Annotated in this window: 17 protein-coding genes and 1 riboswitch; of the genes, 5 read left to right on the forward strand and 12 right to left on the reverse strand. The window is 66.0% G+C overall.

Features of this window, described 5'->3' with window-relative positions; genetic code table 11:
- Nucleotides 1-30: 30 nt before the first annotated feature.
- The 3 genes from uvrB to LJ737_RS11185 all read right to left on the reverse strand — a co-directional run bounded on the left by uvrB (nt 31) and on the right by LJ737_RS11185 (nt 4,590).
- The gene (gene uvrB, locus LJ737_RS11175) at nt 31-2,073 is read right to left on the reverse strand and encodes an excinuclease ABC subunit UvrB (protein WP_227765645.1); all 2,043 of its coding nucleotides are present in this window, start codon (nt 2,071-2,073) and stop codon (nt 31-33) included.
- Nucleotides 2,074-2,273: 200 nt separating this feature from the next.
- Entirely contained in the window at nt 2,274-3,932 is a 1,659-nt protein-coding gene (locus LJ737_RS11180; RefSeq protein ID WP_227765646.1) for a hypothetical protein, read from the reverse strand.
- Entirely contained in the window at nt 3,913-4,590 is a 678-nt protein-coding gene (locus LJ737_RS11185) for an RNA polymerase sigma factor (protein WP_227765648.1), read from the reverse strand. Before LJ737_RS11185 ends, LJ737_RS11180 begins: the two co-directional genes overlap by 20 nt.
- 284 nt (nt 4,591-4,874) lie before the next feature.
- Between LJ737_RS11185 and wrbA the strand changes: the two genes are divergently transcribed.
- The gene (gene wrbA / locus LJ737_RS11190) at nt 4,875-5,489 is read left to right on the forward strand and encodes an NAD(P)H:quinone oxidoreductase (protein WP_227765649.1); all 615 of its coding nucleotides are present in this window, start codon (nt 4,875-4,877) and stop codon (nt 5,487-5,489) included.
- Nucleotides 5,490-5,644: 155 nt separating this feature from the next.
- On the opposite strand, the gene LJ737_RS11195 is transcribed toward wrbA, so the two are convergent.
- Nucleotides 5,645-6,394, reverse strand: coding sequence for a LytR/AlgR family response regulator transcription factor (locus LJ737_RS11195; protein ID WP_227765650.1), 750 nt, complete (start codon nt 6,392-6,394; stop codon nt 5,645-5,647).
- Nucleotides 6,395-6,453: 59 nt separating this feature from the next.
- Entirely contained in the window at nt 6,454-7,605 is a 1,152-nt protein-coding gene (locus LJ737_RS11200) for a sensor histidine kinase (RefSeq protein ID WP_227765652.1), read from the reverse strand.
- Between the two features lie 256 nt (nt 7,606-7,861).
- On the opposite strand from LJ737_RS11200, the gene LJ737_RS11205 reads away from it, so the two are divergent.
- The 4 genes from LJ737_RS11205 to LJ737_RS11220 all read left to right on the forward strand — a co-directional run bounded on the left by LJ737_RS11205 (nt 7,862) and on the right by LJ737_RS11220 (nt 13,038).
- On the forward strand, nt 7,862-8,788 hold the full coding sequence (locus tag LJ737_RS11205) for an ABC transporter ATP-binding protein (protein WP_227765655.1): 927 nt from the start codon (nt 7,862-7,864) through the stop codon (nt 8,786-8,788).
- Complete coding sequence (locus tag LJ737_RS11210) at nt 8,788-9,606, forward strand: ABC transporter permease (protein ID WP_227765657.1); 819 nt, start codon at nt 8,788-8,790, stop codon at nt 9,604-9,606. The genes LJ737_RS11205 and LJ737_RS11210 overlap by 1 nt, the downstream gene beginning before the upstream one ends.
- 355 nt (nt 9,607-9,961) lie before the next feature.
- Nucleotides 9,962-12,574, forward strand: a complete 2,613-nt coding sequence (locus LJ737_RS11215) for a TonB-dependent receptor (protein ID WP_227765659.1) — start codon at nt 9,962-9,964, stop codon at nt 12,572-12,574.
- A gap of 284 nt (nt 12,575-12,858) precedes the next feature.
- Nucleotides 12,859-13,038 (forward strand): hypothetical protein, encoded by a 180-nt coding sequence (locus LJ737_RS11220; protein ID WP_227765661.1) that lies wholly within the window; start codon nt 12,859-12,861, stop codon nt 13,036-13,038.
- A 160-nt stretch (nt 13,039-13,198) separates the two neighbouring features.
- On the opposite strand, the gene LJ737_RS11225 is transcribed toward LJ737_RS11220, so the two are convergent.
- The 7 genes from LJ737_RS11225 to LJ737_RS11255 all read right to left on the reverse strand — a co-directional run bounded on the left by LJ737_RS11225 (nt 13,199) and on the right by LJ737_RS11255 (nt 19,656).
- Nucleotides 13,199-13,942 (reverse strand): shikimate dehydrogenase family protein, encoded by a 744-nt coding sequence (locus LJ737_RS11225; protein ID WP_227765662.1) that lies wholly within the window; start codon nt 13,940-13,942, stop codon nt 13,199-13,201.
- Nucleotides 13,943-14,041: 99 nt separating this feature from the next.
- The gene (locus LJ737_RS11230; RefSeq protein ID WP_227765665.1) at nt 14,042-14,692 is read right to left on the reverse strand and encodes a DedA family protein; all 651 of its coding nucleotides are present in this window, start codon (nt 14,690-14,692) and stop codon (nt 14,042-14,044) included.
- 197 nt (nt 14,693-14,889) lie between these two features.
- Nucleotides 14,890-15,279, reverse strand: coding sequence for an acyl-CoA thioesterase (locus LJ737_RS11235; RefSeq protein ID WP_227765666.1), 390 nt, complete (start codon nt 15,277-15,279; stop codon nt 14,890-14,892).
- 159 nt (nt 15,280-15,438) lie between these two features.
- Nucleotides 15,439-15,633, reverse strand: a riboswitch (cobalamin riboswitch).
- A 285-nt stretch (nt 15,634-15,918) separates the two neighbouring features.
- Nucleotides 15,919-17,295: a PQQ-dependent sugar dehydrogenase gene (locus tag LJ737_RS11240; protein WP_227765668.1), complete on the reverse strand. Its 1,377-nt coding sequence runs from the start codon at nt 17,293-17,295 to the stop codon at nt 15,919-15,921.
- A gap of 83 nt (nt 17,296-17,378) precedes the next feature.
- Complete coding sequence (locus LJ737_RS11245) at nt 17,379-18,029, reverse strand: hypothetical protein (RefSeq protein ID WP_227765670.1); 651 nt, start codon at nt 18,027-18,029, stop codon at nt 17,379-17,381.
- 31 nt (nt 18,030-18,060) lie between these two features.
- Nucleotides 18,061-18,972, reverse strand: coding sequence for an alpha/beta hydrolase (locus LJ737_RS11250; protein WP_227765672.1), 912 nt, complete (start codon nt 18,970-18,972; stop codon nt 18,061-18,063).
- Nucleotides 18,973-19,092: 120 nt separating this feature from the next.
- A complete protein-coding gene (locus LJ737_RS11255; protein ID WP_227765674.1) occupies nt 19,093-19,656 on the reverse strand; it encodes a GNAT family N-acetyltransferase in 564 nt (187 codons plus the stop codon).
- Nucleotides 19,657-19,687 lie beyond the last annotated feature (31 nt).

Raw genomic sequence — 19,687 nt, forward strand, 5'->3', positions numbered from 1 at the left:
CGGGCCCGTGGTGCGCGTCCAGAGGGCGGCTTAGTCGCGCTTGGTTTTGAGCAGCTGCCGCAGCGAGGCCAGCTCGTCGCGGAACTTGGCCGCCTGCAGGAAGTCCAGTTCCTTGGCCGCGCCTTCCATCTGCTTTTCTGTCTGCTTGATGAGCTTTTCCAAGTCGGCTTTGCTCATCATGGCCACCACCGGCTCGGCCGCAATGGCCAGCCCGCCGCCGTCCTCGTCGGGGCCGGCGTAGGCCTGGGGCTGCTCCGGGATGCGGTAATCCGACAGCGAGGTTTGCTCCATGATGGCCTCGCGCGACTTGCGCACGGTGCGCGGCGTGATGCCGTGTTCCTCGTTGTAGGCCAGCTGCACGGCGCGGCGGCGGTTCGTCTCGTCCATGGCGCGCTGCATCGAGCCGGTGATACGGTCGGCGTACATGATGACCTTGCCGCGGTCGTTACGGGCGGCGCGGCCCATGGTCTGGATCAGGCTGCGCTGGTCGCGCAGGAAGCCTTCTTTGTCGGCGTCGAGAATGGCCACCAGCGAGACTTCCGGCAAGTCCAAGCCCTCGCGCAGCAGGTTCACGCCGATGAGCACGTCGATTTCGCCCAGGCGCAGCTGCCGCAGGATTTCCACCCGGTCCAGGGTCTTCACGTCCGAGTGCACGTAGCTGACCTTGATGTTGAGGCGCTCCATGTACTTGGTCAGCTCCTCAGCCATGCGCTTGGTGAGCGTGGTGACGAGCACCCGGTCGCCCATTTTCACGCGGTTGTCCACCTCGTCGAGCAGGTCGTCGATTTGGTTGACGCTCGGCCGGATTTCGATTTCGGGGTCAAGCAGGCCCGTCGGGCGGATGATCTGCTCCACCACCACACCGCCGGAGCGTTCCAGCTCGTAGTCGGCCGGCGTGGCCGACACGAACACGGCCTGCCGGAACATGCTTTCGAACTCGTTGAAGGTCAGCGGGCGGTTGTCCATGGCCGAGGGCAGGCGGAAACCATACTCCACCAGCGCGGTTTTGCGGCTACGGTCGCCGCCCCACATGGCCCGTATCTGCGGCATGGTGGCGTGGCTTTCGTCCACCACCAGCAGGTAGTCGTCGGGGAAGTAGTCGAGCAGGCAGAACGGCCGGGCGCCGGGGGCGCGGCGGTCGAAGTAGCGCGAGTAGTTCTCGATGCCCGAGCAGTAGCCCAGCTCCCGGATCATTTCCAAGTCGAATTCCGTCCGTTCCACGATGCGCTTGGCCTCCGAGTCGCGCCCCTCCTTCTCGAAGTAGGCGTGCTGCTGCACCATGTCGAACTGGATTTCCTTGATGGCCTGCTGCAGGGTGTCCTTGCCGGTCACGAACAGGTTGGCCGGGAACAAGGCCACGTCCTTTTCCTCGCCCAGTTTCTTGCCGCTTTCGGGGTCGATGCGGTGCAGCGCCTCGATTTCGTCGCCGAAAAAGTAGATGCGGTAGGCGTAGTCGAGGTAAGCCGGGTAGATGTCCACCGTGTCGCCCTTCACCCGGAAGGTGCCGCGGGTAAACTCCTGCTCGGTGCGCGAGTACAGAATCTGCACGAACTGGTAGAGCAGGGCGTTGCGCGAGAATTTCAGCCCGGGCTTCAGCAGAATCATGTTCTTGCCGAATTCCTCGGGGTTGCCGATGCCGTAGATGCACGACACCGACGCAATAACGATTACGTCGCGCCGCCCCGAGAGCAGGGCCGAAGTCGTGTGCAGGCGCAGCTTCTCGATTTCCTGGTTAATGGCCAGGTCCTTCTCGATGAAGACGTCCGTCGAAGCTATGTAGGCCTCGGGCTGGTAGTAGTCGTAGTAGCTGATGTAGTACTCGACGGAGTTCTGCGGGAAGAACTGCTTGAACTCGCCGTAGAGCTGGGCGGCCAGCGTCTTGTTGTGGGCCAGAATCAGCGCCGGCTTGCCCGTCTGGGCAATGACGTTGGCCATGGTGAACGTCTTGCCGGTGCCGGTGGCGCCGAGCAGTACCTGGGCCGGCTCGCCCGCCTCAATGCCCGCCACGAGCTGGGCAATGGCTTTGGGCTGGTCGCCGGTGGGCTTGAATTCAGAGGTCAGTTGATACTCCATGCGGGGAGAAGTCGGAGAGCGGAAAAGATAACCCTTCTTAACCGCGGGCGGGCGGCTGGGGTTTCCCGCTGCGCAAAGAAACCCGCTGCCGCTTACCGATCAACCGGTGCGGGCGGGCCACCAAAGAAAAACCCCACGACCGGAAACCAGCCGCGGGGTTCGGACCCAGGTGAGTGAATGGGTGAAATCAGAATTATCGATTAGGGAACCAGCTCCGTCTTGCCGCCGCCAAACTCCATGCTGGCCGACAGGCCCAGGGCGTAGGGCCGGGTGCGCTGGCTCCAGCTTTCGGTGGGGTTGGCGTTGAGCGTGGTCAGGCCGGCTTCGGCTTCGGGGCCGAGGTTGAGCTGCCAGCCACCGCCGGCGGGCGAGAAGCGCACCCCGGCGCTGCCGCGGGTGGTAGCCAGCATGCGGCGGTACGAGGAGTCGTCGGCGGTGCTCTGCGTGCCCACGGCGGTGCGGTTGCGCAGGATTACGTTGACGGCGGCGCCCACGGCGGCGTACACGCCCCAGCCCTGCTTGCGGCTTTCGTAGCGCACCTGCACGGGCACGCCCACAGTGGTGAGGTGGTAGCGGCCGGTCTGAAATTTATCGGCGGCCGTGCTGGTGCTGAACATGGTCTGCGGCACTTCGCGGCCGGTGCGGCCCGAAATGACGGCCAGTTCGGCGCCGGTCAGCAGCGTCCAGTGCTTTTTGTCGAGGGGCACGGCCACCCCGAACATGCCGCGCTGGGCCAGGCCCGCCTGCAAGCGGGTGGGCTCTTCGGGCACGGCAGCGCGAGAGGCCACGTTGCTCGGGCCGGGCGTGGGCATGGCGCTAAAGGCCATGCCGCTACCCACCATGCTGCTCACGTTCGGTTCGAAGCGGTGGGCGCCGAAGCTGCCGCGCCAGCGCCACCGGCTGCTGGGCGAAGCTTTTTTGTCCTCTGCCTCGTCGGCGGCGGTTACCTGTGCCGCCAACAGGGCGGGCGTACTCAGCAGGGTCGGCTTTAGCGAATCAGGCGTCCCGGCATTCAGGCCGGTGCGGCGCAGCCGGCTGGCAATGAACTGCAGGGTCTCGGCGTCGGCCGAAACAGCAGCGGTAGTAGCGGCGGCGCTGCGGGCCCCAGTTGTCGTGGCACTGGCCACCGCCGTAGCGCCAGCGGAGCCGGCGGCACCGCGTGGGGCCAGGGCCGGGCCGGCCGGCAACAGCGAACCGCCGTTGGACGCCGGCGCAGCGGCCCCGCCGCCGAAGGTCTGGCGGATAGCGGCCACGGCGCGGTTGAGCAAGCTGGGCTGAACAGCTGAAACAGCCGCCCGGCGGCGGGCTCCAAACGACTCGCGCAGGTTATCCACCGTGCTCGGAGCCTCAGCAGCGTCGACCCGGGCTACGTCCGTAGCGGCGGAGCTACCCAGCTGGCCGGCTGCGCTACCCGAGGCGTCTTGCGTAGCTTCAGAGGAGTCGGTCAAGCCGTTCGTGGCGGCGGCGCGGCCGGAGCCGGCGGCTACCGTAGCGCCGCGGCCGGCTTCAGCCATTGGCTGCGCGGCCTGGCCCAGGCGGGCGGCGGCGCTGCGGGAAGCGGCGTTGCTATCCACCACGGCCGCTACTTCGGTGCCGGGGGCGGGTGCCAGCGCATGTTGCGTTAGCCAGCCCCCGAGGCCCAGGGTAGCCACGGCCGCGGCCGCTGCGGCGGCGCGGCGGTAGCCCACCAACCGGCGGCGGTAGCCTTGGTTTTCGCGCAGCAGCAACTCGTGGTCGAGCCGGTCCCACACGTCGGTGCGGGGCTGCAGCTCCGCCTCGGCCAGCTTCTGGCGGAATAACTCCTCCAGGTTGCCGGTGGGCGGCCGGTGGTCGTTATGGTTATTGGAAACGGGTGTCATTGTAATGCTGGTCGAGTCTTTCAAGCTTGGCTTTCAGAATAGCGCGGGCGCGGGAGTACTGCGACTTGCTGGTACCCTCCGAAATGCCGAGCATCTCGCCAATTTCTTTGTGGCCGTAGCCTTCGATGGCAAACAGGTTGAACACCATGCGGTAGCGCGGGGCCAGGTCCTGAACCATCTTAAGTAACTCCGTGAAGTTGTAGTTGGAGAGAATGAGCTCCTCGTCGGCCACGACTTCCGGGTATTCGTTTTCCGTCACGGCCAGCATGGGGGCGTTGCGGCGGTGCTGGCGCAGGGCGGCGTTGATCATAATGCGCCGAATCCAGAACTCCAGCGGACACTCGCGCCGGAACAGGCGCAGGTTGCTGAACACCGTCACGAAGCCTTCCTGCAACACGTCCTCGGCCTCGAACGTGGTCTGGGAGTAGCGCGAGCAGACGGCCAGCATGCGGCCGGCGTAGCGCGTGTACAGCTCCTTCTGGGCCACGCGGCTGCCGTCGAGGCAGGCGTCGATCAGCTCGGCTTCGCTCCAGCGGCTGGCCGGCGTGAGCGGGCGCGTGGCAGCGGGCGGGGCCACCTCAGCACTTTCGGCCGGCGCCGACATTCCCCCAACCAAACGACCGAGGCTGCCGCCGAAGGCAGCGGCCAGGGCGCTCATATGCGGGCCCGGCGGGAGCGGCCGGGGGCGCCAGTGCCCGGCGCGGCGGCGCGGCGGGAATTGTTAGTAACAGGTAGCGGATGTCTCATGGGCTAAAGGGCCACGAACGAACAAAACGAAGCCGGCCAATTGGCGGCGGTATGGGGATGAGTAGCAGCGGGGCAACTTGGTTGCAAGCTCGGATATTTTTTTGTGTCGGCCCAAGCTCAACCTTGCCGCTGCATTTGGGGTACCTACCCGGGTCGAGCCACGAAGGCCGATGCTTGCTGACCCGTTCTGCGCCTATGAAAACGCTCATCCTATTCTACTCCACGTATGGTCACATCTGGAAAATGGCCGAAGCCGTAGCCGAAGGCACACGCGAAGTCGGCGGCAACGAGGTCAGCATCAAGCGCGTGCCCGAAACCTTGCCCAAGGAGCTACTCGACCAGATCGGGGCCACCGAGGCGCAGAAGGCTTTTGCGCACGTTCCGGTGGCCACGGTGGAAGAGCTGGCCGGTTATGATGCCATCATCCTGGGCGTGCCCACCCGCTACGGCAGCCTGTGCGGGCAAATTCAGTCGTTTCTGGACGCGACCGGGCCGCTGTGGGCCAAGGGCGCGCTGGTGGGCAAAGTCGGCGGGGCCTTCGTGAGCACGGCCACCCAGCACGGCGGCCAGGAAACCACCATTCGCACGGCCCACACGGCGCTGCTGCACCACGGCATGGTCATCGTGGGGCTGCCCTACGCCTGGCAGGGGCAGACGCGCATCGATGAAATAACGGGCGGCTCGCCCTACGGCGCCAGCACCATTGCCGGCGGCAAAGGCGAGCGGCAGCCCAGCGAGAACGAGCTGGCCGGGGCCCGTTACCAGGGCAAGCACACGGCCGAAATTGCCAGCAAGCTGGCGGCTAAATAATCAATCCGGGGAATTGGCCTGTCATCCCAAGGCAGCGCGAAGGACCTTATCCCATCGAAACGAGTCGTTGTAACGAGTATCGTTTTGGTGCGGTAAGGTCCTTCGCTTTGCTCACGATGACATTTCCTGGAGAAACTGAAGCCCCAGACGCTTTTTCACAGTTGATTGTGTGTCCGGATTAAGCCCATGAACGCGTCGCGGTAACTGTCGCCGACGGGGAGCAGGCGGCCGGCAATCTGCACCTTACCGCGCTCCACGTGCTCGATGCGGTTCAGCGCCACCAAGAAGGACTTGTGGATGCGGGCGAAGCGCTGCGGGGGCAGCACCTCCTCCACCCGCCGGAAGGACTGCAGCGTGAGGATTTTGCCGCTTTCGACGGTGTAAATCATTAGGTACTCCTTCATGCCCTCGATGTAGAGGATGTCGTCGAAGGCCACGCGCTGCAGCCGGTGCTCGTTCTTCACGAACATGGCGTCGGCCGCCGCGGGGGCTTCCGCTGGCGCGGCGGCTGGCAGCGCCGCGGCGGGTGCGGCCGGGGCGCGCAGCTTGCCGACGGCCTGCAGAAACCGCTCGAAGGCAATGGGTTTAAGCAGGTAATCGGTGGCCGACAGCTCGTAGCTCTGCACCGCGTACTGGGCATAGGCCGTGGTGAAGACCACGCGCGGGGCCGGCTGCGGCAGCAGCTGCACGAACTGCAAGCCGGTGATGCGCGGCATGTGAATGTCGAGGAAGATGACGTCGACGGGGTGGTCCTGCACGAAGGCCAAGGCCTGTAGCGCGTCGTGAAACTGCCCGCACAGCTCCAGAAACGGCACTTGCGCGCAGTAGCCGGCCAGCACGTCGAGAGCCAGCGGCTCGTCGTCGATGAGTACGCAGCGGAGTTTGCGGCCAGAAAGAGCTTCCATGCGGGAAAGTAGTCAGATCAATGCAACATAGAATTTAAGGCGCGGCTTGCTCCGCTGAATCAGCTTAGCGCCGGGCCAGGCAGCAGCCTGAGGGAAGCACGGTAATGGCCGGGTGGCGTTTCGAGGCGCAGCTCGTGCCGGCCGGGGTAGAGCAGCTCCAGGCGGCGGCGCAGATTCACCAGGCCCACGCCGCCGGAGGCTTCCAGGGCCGCCCCGCCGGGTTCGGGCGCCACGGCGTTGTCGACCACCAACTGCAGGGCGCCGGCCGCGGTCAACTCCAGCCGGATCTGCACGGCGGGGCGGGCGGTCAGGTCGCCGTGCTTGAAGGCGTTTTCGACCAGGGGCAGCAGCAGCATGGGCGCCACCGGCCACTCGGCCGCGGCGGGCAGGCCGGCGTCGTCGAAGAGGATGGCGGCGCCGCCGGTGGCGGGCAGGCGCAGCTGCTGCAGGGCCAGAAAGCTGCGCAGGTGCTGCAGCTCCTGGCTGAGCGGCACGGTATCGGCGGCCGACTCGTAGAGCATGTAACGCATGATTTCGGCCAGGCGCAGCACTGCTTCGGGGGCGCGGTCCGATTTCTGGCTGGCCAAGGCGTAGATGTTGTTGAGCGTGTTGAACAGGAAGTGCGGGTTGACCTGCATTTTCAGCAACGACAGCTCCGTGAGCAGCTGCCGGCGCTCCAGCTCGCGGCGGTTGCGCCGTTCCTGCAGGTAGTCGCCGGTGACTTTCAGGGCCGAGCTGAGAAAGGCCATCATCAGGCCCATCAGGGCGTAGGGCACGGCGAGCTGCAGCAGCGTGGGCTGCTTCATGCTCTTTTCCCAAACGGCCGTGTACACCCAGTGAAAGCTCGCCAGGCGCAGCCCAACGAACAGCGCGAGCAGCAGCACTACGCTCAGGGCGTAGAGCACCACCTGCCCGCGGGCCAGCAGCCGCGGAATCAACTCGCGCCAGTTCAGGTAGAAGATGCCCGCGTACAGCGCATCGGTAACCAAGCTGCGCAGCACTACATTTTGCCACAACTCCCAAGACCGCGCCTCGTCGGAGCTGAGGGTGTGAAGAATCTGCTGAAACTGCAGCGCGTCGGTGAGCAGCAGCACGCCCCAGAGCACGGCGTGGGCCCACAGGGGCACGCGGCGCGAGGTAACGGGTTCGGCCGTCGGCCAGGGAGCGGAGCCAAACAGGGGCGCAACGGCGCGGGCGAGGAGGGTTGGCATGGGTCCAGGGTAAAAGCCCCGGCAAGCTAGGGCGGCGCGGAAGCCAGGTGCGCATTTTTTCAACCAACCCGCCCAGACGGCGCCCCAACCGCCCGCCGTTCGCCGCCAACCGTTGGGCAGCCCGCTGAGGGGCCGAAACGGGGTAATTCGCCACGGCAAAACCGGCGTTCGGCCCAGGGATATAGGGTTTGGTGGATTTGTCGGAATGGAGTCGGAACGGGCCAATACGTTTGCCAGCACTGACGCCTTCTGACCTATGAAAACCAACTCCTTACTCGTCGAGACGCGGGCCCTGTCCTTCGGCTTCGGGCCGCGGCAGGTACTGCACCAGCTCGATCTGCAGGTGCCCGCGGGCAGCATCTACGGCTTCCTGGGCCCGAACGGGGCTGGCAAGAGCACCACGCTGCGCCTGCTGCTGGGTTTGCTGCCCGCCCCCGCCGGCACGGTGCACCTCTTCGGCCACGACCAAGCCCGGCACCGCCTCGCCGCGCTCGGACAGGTGGGCGCCCTCATCGAAATGCCTTCGCTCTACGACCACCTCAGCGGCCGCGACAACCTGGAGGTAACGCGCCGCCTGCGCGGGCTGCCCGCCGGCCGCACCGCCGAAGTGCTGGCCACCGTGGGCCTGAGCGCCGACGCCCACCGCCCCGCCCGCGAGTATTCTCTGGGCATGCGGCAGCGCCTCGGCCTGGCCCTGGCCCTGCTGCCCGATCCGCAACTGCTCATCCTCGACGAGCCCACCAACGGCCTCGACCCGAACGGCATCATCGAAATGCGCGCCTTGCTGCAGACGCTGCAGCGGGAGCACGGCAAAACCATTCTGCTCTCCAGCCACCTCATCAGCGAGATTGAGCGCGTGGCCACCCACGTGGGGGTGCTGCAGCAGGGCCGGCTGGCCTTTCAGGGCAGCGTGGCCGAGCTGCAGCGCCGGCAGCAGGGCCACGCCCAGGTTGTCATCGATACCGACGACGCGGCCCGCTGCCAGCTGCTGCTGCCCGTGGACCTGGGCGGCGCCACCGTGCTCGGCCCGGGGCGGCTGGGCGTGCCCTACCAATCGGCCGAGCAGATGGCTTACCTGGCCCAGCAGCTGGTGCTGGCCGGGCAGCCCGTGTACGCCCTGCACTGCCAGCAGCCCAGCCTGGAGCAAGCCTTCCTGCACCTCACCGAACCCGCCGTAGCCTAATGGAAACCGCCCTGACCTTCGCCCAGCCCGGGCTGCTCACCCAGCTGCGCCGCTCCCTCGCGGCCGACGTGCTCAAGCTCAAGCACACCCCGGCCCTGTGGCTGACTTTGGGCAGCGGGGCGCTGCCGGTGCTGCTCTTCGCCCTGATTTTCTTCTTCAAGGGCCAGTTTATCCTCAAGCCCGGTGAGAACCCCTGGCCGGCCTACATCCTGCAGAGCTGGCAAACGGCCACCGGCCTGCTGCTGCCCCTGTTCGTGGTGCTGCTCAGCAGCTTGGTGCTGCACACCGAAAACAAGGCGCTGGCCTGGAAACACCTCTACGCCCAGCCGCTGAGCCGCGCCGCAGTGTTTGGCAGCAAGCTGCTGGTGCTGCTAGGCCTGAATCTGCTGGCGCAGGTGGTGTACGCGGTGCTGCTCGTGGCGTCGGGCTGGCTGCTGGGCGTGCTGCGCCCCGGCCTGCACTTCGCCGACTTCGCCGCGCCGCTGGGCGCCATCGTGCCGCTGCTCTGGCACACGTTCGTGGCCACGCTCGGCATTTTGGCCCTGCAGTACGTGGCGGCGCTGTGGTGGCGCAGCTTCGCGGCGCCGGTGGCCGTGGGCATGGCCTGCACCATTGTCGCCCTCACGCTGATGCGCTGGGAGTACATCAACTGGGTGCCCTACGCCGCGCCGCTGCTCAGCCTGAAAGCCGTGGGCAAGGGCCTGGCCGTGGGCTGGGCGCTGTCGACCTCGGGGCTGCTGGCCCTAGGCTGGGCCGCCGCCGCGCTGCTGCTGGGCTACGTGCTGCTGGGCTTCCGCCACGAGGGCGCCGCTCGCTGAAGTAGCGCCTATATATCCTGACCACAATTTTGTCTGCCGGAAATGCAACCCCGCCCCGAATCGCCCCGACCCTTGTCCCAAATGCTCCTAGAACGACCGGCCTGTGCTACCGCTTATCACATAATCGAGTGATTGTCTGACGACGAAATCCGCCGGTCCTTTGCCCTGAAATAGACCTGCTTACCGGCGGCCACCCACCGCCACATACCCGCCGCGGGCGCCCAGTATCCGCCGCCCACCTGTTCCGCTTACAGTTCACGGCGCTGCCTCGCCGGAGCCGCTTTCGGCGTCCGGCAGCGCGGCTACTTCCGCAGCCTTTCTGTAGTAGCGTCCCTCCTCCGCCCTCCCTTTATCCATGAAGAATTCCTTACTCCTGCTGCTCGCCTCCGCGGGCTTGCTTGCCACCGAAGCGGCCGCTCAGGCCCCAGCCACCCGCCCCGCCGGCCCCCCGCCCGGCGCGCCCGCCAGCGGCGCGCCCACCGGTGCCCCGGGCGGCGCCAGCCCCAAGGCCACCATCCTGCCCGCGGCCCCGCGCGGCAACGGCCGCATCTCGGGCACCGTGCTCGACGCCTCCACCAAGCAGCCGGTAGAATTTGCCACCGTGGCCCTGCTGCCCGCCACCGGCGAGCAGCCCCTCGACGGGGCCGTGGCCGACGACAAGGGCCGCTTCTCGCTGAAAGGCCTCGCGCCCGGCTCCTACCGGCTGTCCGTGAGCTTTATCGGCTACGGCGCGGTGGTGCAGCCCGTCACGCTGGCCGAGGGCAAAATGAGCGTGGATCTGGGCTCGGTGGCGCTGCAGTCGCAGGCCAAGCAGCTGGGCGAAGTGCAGGTAACGGGCGAGCGGCCCGTGGTGGAAAGCAAGCCCGACCGCCTCGTGTACAACGCCGCCCAAGACAACACCAACAAGGGCGGCACCGCCGCCGATGTGCTGCGCAAGGCCCCGATGGTATCGGTGGACCCGGACGGCAACCTGCAGCTGCGCGGCTCGGGCAACGTGCGCGTGCTCATCAACGGCAAGCCCTCGGCCATCGTGGCCAACGACGTGGCCCAAGCCCTGAAGCAGCTGCCCGGCGACCAGATCAAAAACGTGGAGGTGATTACCAACCCCTCGGCGAAGTACGATTCGGAGGGCTCGGCCGGCATCATCAATATTGTGCTGAAGGAGAATAACCTGCAGGGCGTCAATGGCAACGTCGGCCTGGCGGCGGGCACGCGCAACTCCAACGGCAACTTCAGCCTGAACGCCCGCAAGGGCAAGGTGGGCTTCAACTCGGCCCTGAACGGCTGGGCGTTCTACGCCCCGGGCGTGCAGGCCGTAGACCGCAACACCTACGACCGCGCCGGCAACCTCATCAGCACGCTTACGCAGCGCAACACCGGCCGCGGCGGCGGGGGCGGCGGCAACCTGCGCCTGGGCGTGGACTACGAGCCGGCTCCGAACCACGCGCTGAACCTGACGGTAAACGGCAACCTGTTTCGCAACGGCAACCACGCCGACGTGAGCCAGACCTTCACGCCCGGCAACGACCGCCGCAGCAACTACGACCGGGAGCTGGAACAGAAATTCCGCAACCAGAACTTCGACCTGACCGGCTCCTACACCCGCTCGTTTGGGCAGCAGAGCCGCCGGGAGTGGTCGGTGCTGGCGCAACACTCGCGCAACACCAACCGCCGCGAGTACGACATCGACCAGTTTGACCTCTACCAGGAGCACCTGACGCCCTTCTACCAGGAATCGAGCCTGAACCGGGCGCGCAACGTGGAAACGACCCTGCAGACCGACTACGTGCACCCGCTCTCGGAGAAGCAGACGGTGGAAGTGGGCGCCAAGATGATTCTGCGCGACGTGTACAGCAACTACTCGGTGGACACAGCCGGCACGCGCGGCGTGTTCGGGCAGAACGGCAGCCTGACCAACATCTTCGACTACACCCAAAACGTGACGGCGGGCTACGCCACCTACGCCACGCCGCTGGGCAAGAAGTACAACGTGCGCCTCGGCGGCCGTGTGGAGCGCACCGACATCGAGGGCAACTTCCAGGGCGACGCCGGCCGCTTCACGCTGGACTACACCAACGTGCTGCCCAACGTGAGCCTGACGCGCAACCTCAAGCAGCAGGGCTCCACCATCCGGGCCAGCTACACGCGCCGCATTCAGCGCCCGAGCATCTTCTTCCTAAACCCCTACGTCAACCGCATCGACCCCTTCAACATTCAGCGCGGCAACCCGAGCCTGAATGCGGAGTTTGCCGACAACTACGAGCTGAACTGGAACACCTTCGTGAAGGGCTCGGTGATTAACCTGACCGGCTACGCCCGCATCACCAACAACGCCATCGAGGCCGTGCGCACCACGCGCGACACGCTGGTCAACGGCGTGACGCGGCAGATTCTGACCGGCACCTACGGCAACGTGGCCCGCAACCAGACCTTCGGCCTGAACGCCTTCGGCTCGGTGAAGCCCCTGCCGAAGTGGGACGTGAGCGGCAACGTGAACGTGTCGTACGTGTACCTGAAAAGCCAGGCCCTGCAGACGACCAACTCCGGCCTGATGTACTCGGCCAACATCAACTCGGGCTACAAGTTCGACAAGGGCATCAGCCTGCAGTTCTTCGGCATGCTGAACTCGCGCCGCGTGCAGCTGCAGGGCACGTCTTCGGCCTGGAGCATGTACGCCATCGGGGTGCGCAAGGACCTGTTTAAGGGCAAGGGCGACCTGACGCTGAACGCCGACAACCCGTTCACCAAGTTCCGCCGCCTGGAAAACAACTTCCGCACCCGCTACTTCGACGACCCCTCGCTGGTGCAGTCGGATCAGCGCAACACCACCAACATCTACCAGCGCGGCGTACGTCTGGCCTTCAACTACCGCTTCGGCAAGCTGGAGAACAAGCCCCAGCGCCCGCGCCGCAGCATCCGCAACGACGACCAGAAAGGCGGCGGCGACGGCGGCCAGGGCGGCAACTAACGCGGGTTTAAGGGCACGGTGGTGAGTGAGTGTCCCCCGGCTCGTTTTTTCCCGGCAGCAGGCGTTCCAGTGGGGCGCCTGCTGTTTTTGTTTTCGGGTTAGGCTGCCGGGGCCGGGTAGACCCACCCCAAACGCTTCGACGCGACGACGGCCCCGTTCACACAGCGGCAGGCCTTGCTGGGCGAAACTCCCGGCGGGATGGGGGCCGGCCGGCGCACCTTTGTCATGTCGAACGGGCACAACGGCCCGCGCACCTCTTCCCAACCGCTTTTTCAGCCGCCCTCATGAAAGCCACCGTCCTCGCCCGCCTCGCTTCGCTGTTCCTGGTTGTAGCCCTGCTGCTGCCCTCGCTGGACGCGGCCGCGGCCCGCCCGGCCAACTTCGGCCGTCGCGGCAAGACGGGGATGCACCGCCCGGTGTATAAGAAGTACCAGCCCGGCTGCCGCTGGCTGTTTCAGAAATAATTTTCGCGCCGCCGCAGCTCCAAGGCTGCGCCTACTACCACACCTGCCCCAAAAGCCCACCGGTCCGACACACCGCCGGTGGGCTTTTTTCAGTTGGTGAAGTGGTGAATTGGTGGGTTTGATGGCCTCACGTCACTCACAATTTCCCCACTTCATCATTTTACCCTTGCCAGATGGCCCAGGCGGCTTCGGCTTGTAGGCAGAGCATTTCGAACCCGTTTTGGGCGTGGGCACCCCGCTCCCGGCCGCGGCGCAGAAACTCGGTTTCGCGCGGGTTGTACACCAAGTCGAACAGGTAATGCTGCGGGGTGAGCAGGTGGTACGGGATGTCGGGGCAGGCCTCCACCTGCGGGTAGGTGCCCAGCGGCGTGGTGTTGACGATGAGCGTGTGCTCGGCCAGCAGCTGCGGGGTGAGGTCGGCGTAGGTGAGGCCGCGGCTCATGGGGTCCCGGGATACGAGCCAGTAGCGGATGTCTAGCTCGCGCAGGGCCACTTCCACGGCCTTGGCCGCGCCGCCGGTGCCGAGCACCAGCGCCCCGGCCGCCGCCCCGCGCAGCGGGTAAAAGCGCCGCAGCGAGTCGCGGAAGCCGGCGTAGTCGGTGTTGTGGCCGATGAGCCGGCCTTCGGGCCCAAACTGAACCGTATTCACTGCCCCGACGCGGCCGGCCGAGGGCGCCAGCTCGTCGAGGTAAGGAATGATTTGCTCCTTGTAGGGAATGGTCACGTTCAGGCCGCGCAGCTGCGGATGGGCGGCCAGCAGCGGGGCTAAGTCGCGGATGTCCGCCAGCTCGAAGGCCTCGTAAGTACAATCATCCAGCCCGAGGTGCTCGAACTTGCGCTGGAAGTAGGTGGGCGAAAACGAGTGCGTCAGTGTCCGCCCGATGAGGCCAAATTCCCGGTTCATGCGCCCTTGCTGGTTGGTTTCTAACCCGAACAAACAAAAAAATCCGCCCCGGCCAAAGCGGCTCGGGGCGGACTGCAACTTTCTATTGTCCAAATCCAGTTAGCGCGTGGCCGGCGTGCGGCGCTGCTTGATGAACTCGAACACGGCCGGCAGCAAAGACAGCACGATGATGGCCAGCACCACCAGCGAGAAATTCTTCTGCACGATGGGAATCTGCCCGAAGAAGTAGCCGGCGCCGGTCAGCAGCACCACCCACAGCACCGCGCCCACCAGGTTGTAGGAGAGAAACTTAGTGTAGCTCATGGTGCCCACACCCGCAATGAAGGGCGCGAAGGTGCGGATGATGGGGATAAAGCGGGCCAGGATGATGGTTTTGGCGCCGTGCTTCTCGTAGAACTCCTGGGTGCGCAGCAGATGCTCCCGCTTCAGGAAGCGGTAGTCGCGCCGGAACACCCGCGGCCCGATAAAGTCGCCAATGTGATAATTGAGCGCGTCGCCGAGCACGGCGGCCACCACGAGCAGCAGCATGAGCAGGCCCACGCTGAGCGGGCTGCCGTCGAGGGCGGCCAGCGAGCCGGCGGCAAACAACAGCGAGTCGCCGGGCAGGAAGGGCAGCACCACCACGCCGGTTTCCACGAAGATGATTAGGAACAGGATGGCGTACGTCCAGGTGCCGTACTGCTGCACCAGCTCGGTCAGGTGCTTATCGAGGTGAAGAACGATGTCGACGAAGTCCTTGAGGATTTCCATACGGGCGTGAGGGATTAGCCCGCAAAGCTACGGCCTTGGCGCCAAAGCACACGTAACCAGCCGCCCCCTGCCGCGAAAAGTGGCGCAGGCAGCTCCCGCCGGCGTCCGGTGCTGGCCGGCAGCCGCCCGCTATTCCGCCAGCTTCAGGCCGGGGCGCCCTGACTCCGGCGCGCAGAGCCAAGGCACCAAGCCGCCAACTACAACACGCTGATGGGCACCTTGTGCTCGTCGATGGCCACGAAGGTGAAGGTGCCGGACACCGCGTCGAGGCGCACGTCGGAGTACATTTCCTCGATGTGAATGTCCACCGTCACGTCCAGGCTCTTGGTGCCGATGCGCGAGATGCGGCCGATCAGCTCCACGATGGTGCCGGCCGGAATGGGCATGCGGAAGTTGATGCGGTCCGAGGAAACGGTGACCATGCGCTTGCGGCTGAAGCGGGTGGCGGCAATGAAGGCCACTTCGTCCATGAGCTGCATGGCCGTGCCGCCGAAGAGCGTGTCGTAGTGGTTGGTGGTGTTCGGAAACACGGCCTTGAACAGGCGGGTTTCGGCGGCGGCAATGCGCGGGGCGAGGTCCGGAGTCATGCGGAAAATGGGGTGAAGCCGCAACGGCAGTGGCCGCACGCCTCCCCTACTCCGCCCCCGGCCCACACGGACGCGCCCGCCCCGGCCCGGGCACAGGGGCCCCGGCAGCGGCGGTGCAGCTTCAATTGGCCCGACGGCAGCTCCTGGTCGCGGAAGCGTGCGTCACGTCGTAGGTAGGCAAGTCTCCTGGCTTGTAACGGGGCGGCCGGCCTTCTCGCTTCGGGGCGCGAAGCAATGGCGCGCGGGGGCGGCCCGGACTAGTGTTACTTACAGTTGCGCGTCAGCCCGTGAATCACACACGGTTCCTTTTTCAGCCAGGCCACGAGGCCCGGCACCGTTCTACGGCAATTGCGGATGGCAAAGAACTGCCCGCAAGGTAGCGCCTAGCGCTAAAACAGCCCGTCGAAAAAGAACGTCATCCTGAGGCGCAGCTGAAGGACCTTCCTCGAACCCCGCACCGCCGCGACCTAAGAAGTGCAGATGCTTTTTCGGCAATAGCTACCAACGAAGAAGCGCAGCCACCTCGCCCGGACGATGGGGCGTTGGTGGCTGCGCATTTCGGTTGGTGCGGGGTGCGAGGAAGAACCTTGACTACGTCGACCTTCGGTTCGCTCTGCTCAGGATGACGGTCAAATACAGTTACCGGCTGCCAGCCGCCGTACCGTTGCTCCCCGATGCCGCCACGCGCCAGATGGTGTTGGCGGCGTCGTCGGTGACGAGCAGGGCGCCGTCGGGCGCTACAAAAGTGCCGACGGGGCGGCCGTAGGCTTTTTCGCCGCCGGCCAGGAAACCCGTCAGGAAGTCTTCGGGTGAGCCGCTGGGCTTGCCGCCGCTAAAGGGCACGAAGACCACCTTATAGCCCGAGTAGGCCGAGCGGTTCCAGGAGCCGTGCTGCCCGATGAAGGCGCCGCCCTGGTACTTGCCGGGAAAGGCCTTGGCGTCGTAGAAGGCGAGGCCGAGCGAGGCGGTGTGCGGGCCCAGCGGCACCTCTGGCACGATGGTTTTCTGCACCAGATCGGGCCGCTCGCCCTGGCGACGCGGGTCTTCGTGCGGGCCGAAGTAGGCGTAGGGCCAGCCGTAGAAGCCGCCTTCCCGCACGCTGGTCAGGTAGTCGGGCACGAGGTCGTCGCCCAGCTCGTCGCGCTCGTTGACGGCCGTCCAGAGCTGCTTGGTCTGCGGATTCCAAGCCATGCCCACGGGGTTGCGCAGGCCGCTGGCGTACACCTGCTCCCCTGAGCCGTCGGGGTTGATGCGCAGGATGTTGGCCCGGCGGATTTCGTTGGCGGGGCCGTGCTCCTGCACGTTGGAGCCCGAGCCCACCGACACGTAAATCTGCTTGCCGTCGGGCCCGGCCAGCAGGTTGCGGGTCCAGTGGTTGTTGTAGCCGCCCTTGGGCAGGGTCATGATTTTCTGCCCCTGGCCGCTGAGCTTGGTCTGCCCGGCCTTGTAGGGGAAACGCAGCACGCCGTCGGTGTTGGCCACGTAGAAATAGTCGCCGAGCAGCAGCATGCCGAAGGGCTGGCGGAGGCCGTTGGCGGCGGTCAGGAAGGTTTCGCGCAGCTCGGGCTGCCCGTCCTGGTTGGCGTCGCGCAGCAGGGTAATGCGGTTGGCGCTGCTCTCGCGCAGGGCACGCGACTTGTCCAGCTTCAGTTCGGCGGCAATTTCCTTCTTGAGCCCCATCGGGACGGTGCTGGCTTCGGCCACCAGCACGTCGCCGTTGGGCAGTACGTACAGCCAGCGCGGGCTCTCGAAGCCGTCGGCGTACTTGGTGACGGTGAAGCCGGCCGGGGCCACAGGCGTTTTGCCCGCGGGCCAGTCGATGATGTCGACGCGCTTGGTGACGGACTTGGTGGCGTTAGGCGGGGGCAATTGCACGCTGGTGCCGGTGGCGGCCGCCGTGTCGGCGGTGGCGGGGGGCGGCGTGGGGGGCGCGGCGGTATCGGCGGTTTTGGCGTTCTGATTGCAGGCCGCCAGCAGCGTGAGGGCGGCGGGCAGCAGCAGCGGCAACTTTTTCATGAAGGACAACTGGCAGGTGTACCTGTCTTCTTACTGCCGAACAGCCGCAGGGTTGCCGGCGGCGAGTCAGCGGGTCGTCAACCCTACTTCCCGAGCAGTCGGCGCAGGGTTTCCGCCACCACAAACCGCTGCTCTTTCCCATCGGCCAGGCGGGAATAGGCGTAAACCGGCAGGTAGTCTTCGTCCCAGAACGCCACGTTGTGCCGGTAATGGCCCACATCCACGCTGTAAACCTGCCCGCAGTCGTCCAACGAGACGCTCACCATCGGGTACTCGCCCGCCGTCGGTACCGGGCGCGAGTACTCCAGCTTGAAGTAGATGTTGTCCTGCCGGTTGTGGCGGTACGCAGGGCAGCAGTAGCGCAGCGTATCGGCCCGCAACCCATCCAGCACCGCGGCCAAGCCAGTAGCGGAATCGACCCGCGCTGATTCGGCCGTGAGCGGCCCGGGACAGTCCAGGTTGTGGCCCCTGCTCATCTCGACGCCCACTTCGTAGGGCCGACCGAGCGCCCGCGTCACTTCTTCGACGCTCATGCCGGCCCGCACGCGCTGCAGGCCCGCCGCGGTTACACCGGGCGCTACATCCCGCCGCAGCCCCAACCGCTCCACCTCCCGCGCCGCCACATAAGCGCTGCCGCCGAGGAACAGCACCAGAATGCCAACTGCGCCCGCGCTGACAAGAAACGCTTGCACCAACAACCGGCCCAGAAATCGGACTACCTGCAGCAGCGACATAGTGCAAAGGTATTGATAGTGCCCCTACTGGTTACTTGGTTTTCAACAGAAAGCGGGCCGGTACTTCGAAGCGCTTTTTCCAGCTGGCCTCGCTGTGGGCCGCACCTTCGTACTTGCGCGTCAGCCAGTCCTTTTCGGTGTAGCCCTTGGCTTGCAGCAGGCTGTCGATGCGGCGCTGGTGGCCCTCGTAGCGCGCATCGAGCGTGGCGGTGCCAAAGTCGAAATACAGGCGCGGACGCCGGCCCTTGCGGGGCAGGTGCTCGTTGAGGTAGCGCAGGTAAGCGGTAGTGAATTCCGGAGTGTTGTCCTGCAGGCTCAGCGGCCAGTGCGTGGACAGGCAGGCCGCCCCGCCGAATACCTGGGGGTACTCCACCGCGGCGTAGAGCGAAATCAGCCCGCCCATGCTGCTGCCGCTGATAAACGTGCTGGTGCGCCGCGTGTCGGTCTGGTAGTGCCCGTCGACGTATGGTTTCAGCTCCTGCACCAGAAAGCGCAGGTACTCGTCGGACAGCGGCGGGCCGGGCAGCAGGCCCTCCTGCGCCAGCTGCGCCTTGCGGGCGGCGCTCAGCTGCTGGTAAGGCTTGGCCGGGCAATACTCGCGGAAGCGCCGGTCGGTGTTCCACACGCCCACCACGATGACGTCGGCGCGCACCGCGCCGCGCTGCTGCAGCCGGGCCAGCGTGCTGTCGACTTCCCAAGCCACGCCGCCGTAGCTGCTGGCCGGGTGGAAGAGGTTCTGGCCGTCGTGCATGTAGAGCACGGCGTAGCGGCGGCCGGGCCGGGGGTAGTCGGCGGGCAGCCACACGTCCACGTGCCGCGGCTTCACGAATTTCGACGGGAAATCGGCCAGGTGCTCCACCCGGCCCGGGTCGCGCGGGCCGTCGGCGCGAAACGCGAGCAGGCCGAGCGTGAGGACGAGTGTTAGCAGACGCGAACCGGGCATGGGGCCAAGCGTGGTGTAAGGTTTACGTAGGCAGAAGCGTGCCGAGCACGACACTCGCCCGCGCCTGGTGGCAGCAACGCGCTGCTCGACAAAGCATTGTCTGACAGCTGTTCGCGCCGTTTACGTTGCATCGCGCGGGGCCAGCAACGAATAAATGGCCGAATCGATAAACTGCCCGCGGAAGTGGTAGTTCTCGCGAAAGTAGGCCTCGCGCACGAAGCCCTGCCGCTCCAACAGCTTGATCGACGCCTCGTTTTGCGGGTTGACGTTGCCTTCGATGCTGTGCAGCCGCAGCTGTTCGAAACCGTAGCGGCACACGGCGGCCAGGGCCTCGCTCATCAGCCCTTGCCCCCAGGCGGCCGGGTGCAGCGTGTAGCCGATTTCGCCGCGGTGGTGCTCGGCGTCCAGGCGCCACAGCCCGCAGGTGCCAATCATTTGCTCCTCCTCGCCGAGGCGGGCCAGCGCCCAGGTAATACCCCGGTTTTCGCTTAGCCCGGCGTCGACCAAGCCCACGAAGGTTTCGGCATCGGCCAGGCTGGCGGCCGGTTCCCGGTCGAGGTAGCGCATGGTGGCCGGATCAGACCGCAGAAACAGCACCGTCGGCGCGTCGGCCAGGGTGATGCGGCGCAGCAGCAGCCGCGGCGTGCGCAGTTCGGTAAAAGGTGAGAGTTGGAAGTGCAGCATAAGGGGATATAGCTACGGGCAGGAAAATGCG

It is taken from the genome of Hymenobacter sp. 15J16-1T3B, from assembly GCF_020711235.1.
Taxonomy (GTDB): Bacteria; Bacteroidota; Bacteroidia; order Cytophagales; family Hymenobacteraceae; genus Solirubrum.